Source organism: Bacillota bacterium (genome assembly GCA_040754675.1).
In the GTDB taxonomy this organism is placed as follows: Bacteria; Bacillota; Limnochordia; order Limnochordales; family Geochordaceae; genus Geochorda.
Genome location: JBFMCJ010000290.1, coordinates 1 through 5,086 on the forward strand (window position 1 = coordinate 1; position 5,086 = coordinate 5,086).

At 70.0% G+C, this 5,086-nt stretch carries 2 protein-coding genes; one reads left to right on the top strand and one right to left on the bottom strand.

Features of this window, described 5'->3' with window-relative positions:
- Nucleotides 1-2,645, bottom strand: a 2,645-nt coding sequence (locus tag AB1609_15095; GenBank protein ID MEW6047782.1) for an MBL fold metallo-hydrolase, incomplete at its 3' end; no start/stop codon positions are given.
- A gap of 400 nt (nucleotides 2,646-3,045) precedes the next feature.
- On the opposite strand from AB1609_15095, the gene AB1609_15100 reads away from it, so the two are divergent.
- Nucleotides 3,046-4,293 carry a hypothetical protein gene (locus AB1609_15100; GenBank protein ID MEW6047783.1) on the top strand — a complete coding sequence of 416 codons (1,248 nt, stop codon included), beginning with the start codon at nucleotides 3,046-3,048 and terminating at the stop codon, nucleotides 4,291-4,293.
- Nucleotides 4,294-5,086 lie beyond the last annotated feature (793 nt).

Sequence of the window (5,086 nt, forward strand, 5' to 3'; positions counted from 1 at the left end):
TGGTTGATTTCCATTCTCGAAGCTGCCGCCGGGCCGGAGTGCGGGTCTGCTGCTGCCGCGGCCTGGAGCCAGGGCACCCCGCGGCCGTCGAGCTCCAGGTCAAACCCGGTTTCCTCGCGGAAGTGGCTGCGGGCGGTGGCAAAGTCTTCCTCTGTGGCGCCATCCGGGACCTGGCAGCGGACGGTGACCACCCTACGGTCGCGGTCCACGGAAGGGTTGCGGAGGAGCACCCAACCCCCGGGCAGCGCCCGGCGGGCGGCTTCTGCCAGCACGCCCATGTGGGCCTCCGGGTGCACGCGCACGTTCCACCCGGTAACCGCTTCAAGCTGTGCGATCCTGTCCTGCCACTTCTTCTCGGCGACCTGGGGGAAGTGGAAGTAGAGGGTGATGGTGCCGGACTGCGGGTCGGCCCCCTTGCGGTAGAGCCCGGTATCGGGCGGAAAGAGTTGCTCGGCCTCGGCCAGGGCAGCGTTCTGCTCGACCCGGCTGTCCGCCGCCTCTTCGGCCGCCGGTCCGTCCGGCGCCTGCTCCCGGGCGCGGTAGGCGGCCCGCCCAGGCTCGAGTTCCACGCGCTCGAAGCACTCCGGGCTGGTGTTCAGGCGCCAGGCCAGGGCGAGCCGCGCGGCGGGGGAATCGGGCCCGCCGGGCAGGTGGGAAACCAGTGCCCGCGCCAGGTCGTCCAGAGAAAGCGGCGCGGGCAGGCCGGCCATCTTCTCCCGCAGGTCGCGAGGCGCCAGGGACCGGAACAGCGGCTTGGCCTCCCGGGTGAGCCGGTAGAGCCGCACCTTCTCCGCGCCCGCGTCCGGCGGATCCTGGGCGAACTCCCAGGGCGCGGCGATTTCGAGCAGGTCTTCCGCGTAGTGGTAGGTGCCGTTTACGCCGACCATCCAGGCGTGGAACCCGAGCTGCTCGAGGGCGAACGCGACCGCCGGCTGGGCGGACCCGTGCGCGTTCCTGACGATGCACAGGTGCCCGGGGAGGCCCCGGAGGTGCTCCATGGCCTCCTGCCTCCACCTGTTCATGTCGACCTGGGGGCGGGGCCGCGGCCGGTAGAGCCCGGGGTACCTGGGGTCGGACGCGAAGTAGAGCCTGTCGTCGGCGAGCAGCCTTTGGGCCTCCTGCACCTGGGCGGGGGAGGGAAGGGGGCCGTACCACGCCGCCGCGACGTCGTGGGGCGTCACGGTCTGCGCCCCGCGGGAGATCAGCTTTTCCCACGCGGCCGCTAGGTCCAGGGGTCCGGCAGGAGACGAGCGCTGGCTGTCTCTGTCCTCGGGGGCAGCCGGGACGCGGGTGCGGCGCCTGAACGGGGGCAGGTCCAGCTCAGAGCCGTTTTCGGGAAGGTAAGTCCCGCGGAATTCCAGGGCCCTGGCCAGGGCCAGCCTGGACTCGCGGTCGCCGTGGACGAGGACCACGTGGGCGGGGTCAAGGTGCCGCGCGAGGGCGGCAAGCTCGCCCGAGTCGGCGTGGGCCGAGAGGCTGTACTTTCCGACCCGGCACCGTAGCTCGACGGGGCCTTCCGGCAGGTCGAGGATTCCGCCCCCCGCGTCCGCCAGGTCGAGCAGCCTGTGGCCGGGGCTTTCCTCGTCCTGGTAGCCGCAGAGGAGGATGGCGTTGCGCTCTCCGCTGGCGAGTCGCGCTGCGTAGTACGCCGAGGGGCCGCCTGACAGCATCCCCGAGCTTGACACGATGCAGGCCGGCGGCCCCGCCAGCACCCGGTCGCGCTGGGCGGGCACGGTCACCCGCTGGACCGCGCCCTTCCTGGTGAAGAACGGGTTCTGGCCGCTTTCCGAGATGCGGTCAAGCGGCGGCCGGAGGTACCGGGGGAAGCTGGCGTAGACCTCGCACACGGCCCGCACCATCCCGTCGAGCCACACGGGGAAGCGGGGGATCACGCCCTTTTCCTGGGCGGCCCGCAGGATGAGGGCCACCTCCTGCGCCCTGCCGACGGCGAAGGCGGGGATGAGGGCGTGCCCGCCTCCTTCGATCACCTCGGCCACCGCGCGGGCGAGGGCTTCTTCCTCCCGCTGGCGGGAGGGGTGCAGCCGGCCGCCGTACGTGGACTCCAGCACGAGGGCGTCCGGCCGCACAGGCGGAAGCAGCATGCCGGGCACGGTGCGCTGGGAGCTGCCGGACACGTCGCCGGAAAAGAGCGCGCTTTCGGAGCCCTCGAGCGCCACCATGGCGGCGCCCAGGATGTGCCCGGCGGGGAAGAACCGGGCGGTGACGCCGCCGCCGAGGTCGACGGCCGTCCCGAAGGGCACGGGGACGACCCTGGCGAGGGTGCGGGAGACGAGGTCGACGTCGTAGAGGGGGCACTCCAGTTCCCGGTCGGCGGTCCGGGTCATGAGCCGCGCGCTGTCCAGGAGCAGGACGTGCATGAGCTGCGCGGTGGGCTCGGTAGCGTAGATGGGCACCTTCGGGAAAGCCTGGTGCACGAGGGGCAGCGCCCCCGAGTGGTCCGTGTGGGCGTGGGTGACGACGATGGCGTCAGGGCCGCCGGCTTCCCGCAGCCCGTCCAGGTCGGGCAGGGGGTCGCGGCCGCCGATCCTGATGCCGGCGTCCACCAGTACGCGGATGCCGTCGATGCGGACCAGGGTGCAGCTGGCGCCTATTTCCGAAGCCCCGCCGAGGAACGTCAGGCGCACCGCCGGCCCCTCCTCCGAGCGCGGCTGGGGCCTGGCGGGGTCGGACAAATCGGACAAAAAGCCGAGCCCCACCCAGGCCTCCGCTGCCGGACTGGAACTGCCGGAAGTCCTGCTACGCTTTTTTGAGGCGCTGCGGGTCCGCCGCGTCCGCCCGCGAGCGGTTGAGCCCGGAGGAGCCCGGGCGAGCTACGGGGAGCACGCAGGCAGCCAGCGGTTTTTAGTCGAAAAAAGAAGAGAATTGACACCCAGGCCCTCCCCCTGCTATACTTGGACTAGCCGTTGGCAACAGCGTCCAAAGGAGGTGGGCTTTTCAGGTATCAAATTTTAGCGCGTGCCCGACCTGAGATCTCTTGGCGGAGCTACCAGGCCGGGCACGCCGTCAGTAAAGGAGGGCGTGCCGATGACAAGGGCGGCGAAGCCCGCGGCCGTCACCGCGGCGGAGCCCCCCGGCCCTGACCCGCTTTCGCGGGCCCGCGAAGAGACAACCGAGATCGCCGAACCCCTCACCCGCAGTCCCTCCCTCCCGCGCTGCCAGCTCGCTAAAACACGGCAACAGCTCCAACTGCGAGCCAGCGCGCCTGGCTATCGGGATTTTAGCACGGAATGCTGGGGAGAACAAGAAAATGTCTGTTCGCTTACGGATGCCTACGGGCGTGAAATCCGAGCGGAGGTGCTGCTGGGGACTGCGGCGGGCGTGCGGGTGGTGGGGTCGGGCGGGCCCCGGCCCCGGGGGGCGAGGTCGGGCCGGGTTGTGATCCGGCAGATGACGGAACGAGAGCGGGCAGAGCTGGATGCCAGGACAACCAAAAGCGGGGATCGCGATGAGTTCCGCTGGGAGGCGTCGATGCAGGCCCTGGCGGTGCGCGTGGCGCGTGGGGATGCGCCTCCGCCCGGGACGACCAGGAAGGAGTGCCTGCTCGCGGCAGCCTGTGCGGGTGTGGCGGTCGCCCAGCCGGTCCTGCGGCGGGAGCGGGCCGGCGTGATTCAGCGGCTTGCGATGGGCTCCCGGCGCACCGTGTTCCGGGCGAGGCCGGAGGACCTGGCGGCGGGGCTGGTGGGCGCCCCGGCGGACGTGTGCGCAGCGGTGAAGCCAGCGGGCGCCGGCAGCTACCAGGTTGAGCGCGAGTACCAAAAAGCTGTCATCGAAGCGGTCGTCGCGGGCGCGGCGGCCAACGGCCGGCTGGACGTCTCGGGGCCGGTGGCGGAGCTGCCGCCCGGGGAAGACACTGGGGACGCCCTGGCGGCGCCGGCGGGCGGGGAGGCCTCCCGGCCCGAACCGGTGGCCGTGGTGGACGAGGAGCTCGTGGAAGAGGCCCTCCGGCTCCTGGAGGGCAGGGTGAGCAGGGTAGCCCGCGACGCAGTGGTCATAAAGGTTGGCGGGGACGAAGACCCGAGGTGGGTAGTCGTGAGGCCGACCCGGGTCATCTTCAGGACCGCGGAGACAATCGAAACCGGGACCGGCGTCGACCGAAGGACCGAGGTCAGACTGCGCACTTGGGTCTGCCGGGATCCCAGCCTGCTCAAACCGGGTGACCGCGTGCGGTGCCGCGGCCCGACGGTGCTCGTTCAAACCTGGGGCCCGTGCGGCGCCCCGCGGCTGGTCATCTTGAAGAGCCTTTCGGCAGTCAGAAGGAAAAAGGCGGCCTGACGTCAACCGGCTGGATTTCCGGAACGGGGTGGGATCTCGCGGGTCTGATAAGTACATAGCCGAGCAGAACGCGGCCGGGTTGAAAAAGTTAACGCGGCACAGGTAGGCTCCGTTTTGCCCGTCACTTGAGGCCGAATCCAAAGAGCGAGTCCCAGAGTCAACTTCGCCCGGGGGTTACGTTTGGCTATCCCGGTGCGTTGGTCTGCTTGCAGGGAGTGCCGGACTGCCGGTGCCCGGGCGGGGAGGGAGGTGTGGAGCTTCCCGGTTGGTGGGATGCGCTGGCAAGACGGCTGGTTTCGGGAAAGGCGGAAACAGGTGGCGGAAGGAAGGGAGTCTGTGTGGACGAAGAACGGGAAGCGCTGGCCAGGGGACGGCGGAGGCCGGTCCTCCTTCTTGACACGGACGTGCTGGACTGTCTTGATCGAGCAAGGCGGTTTGCGCCTGGTAGGGTTCTACGTGGGGCTGTGCCGGCTGGCCGACAAGTCGCAGGGAGCGGCTCCGGCGGAGACACTGAGCGAAAGGGCCTTGCAGCGCAAATTGGGGGTAGGCAAAGCCGAGTTCCACCGCTTGATCGAAGTTCTCCGGCGCACGGGACTGGTAAACGTCGAAGGAGCATCTGGCGCGGGTGGACGATGCCTGTACGTGGTGCACAGCCTTCCCGGCTATGAGAGTCCGCCGCACGACTCCTGCCAAAACTTGCTGTGAAGGAGGCGGGCATGATGGGGCGCGAACTTGCTGGCGGAAAGTCCGCAGCTTCCACGCAGGAACGGGTTGGGGTAAGGGATGCGAGGCG

Bases quoted from the DNA above. Each gene is read 5' to 3' on its own strand.
- AB1609_15100 (MEW6047783.1), top strand. From the start codon at position 3,046: ATGACAAGGGCGGCGAAGCCCGCGGCCGTCACCGCGGCGGAGCCCCCC.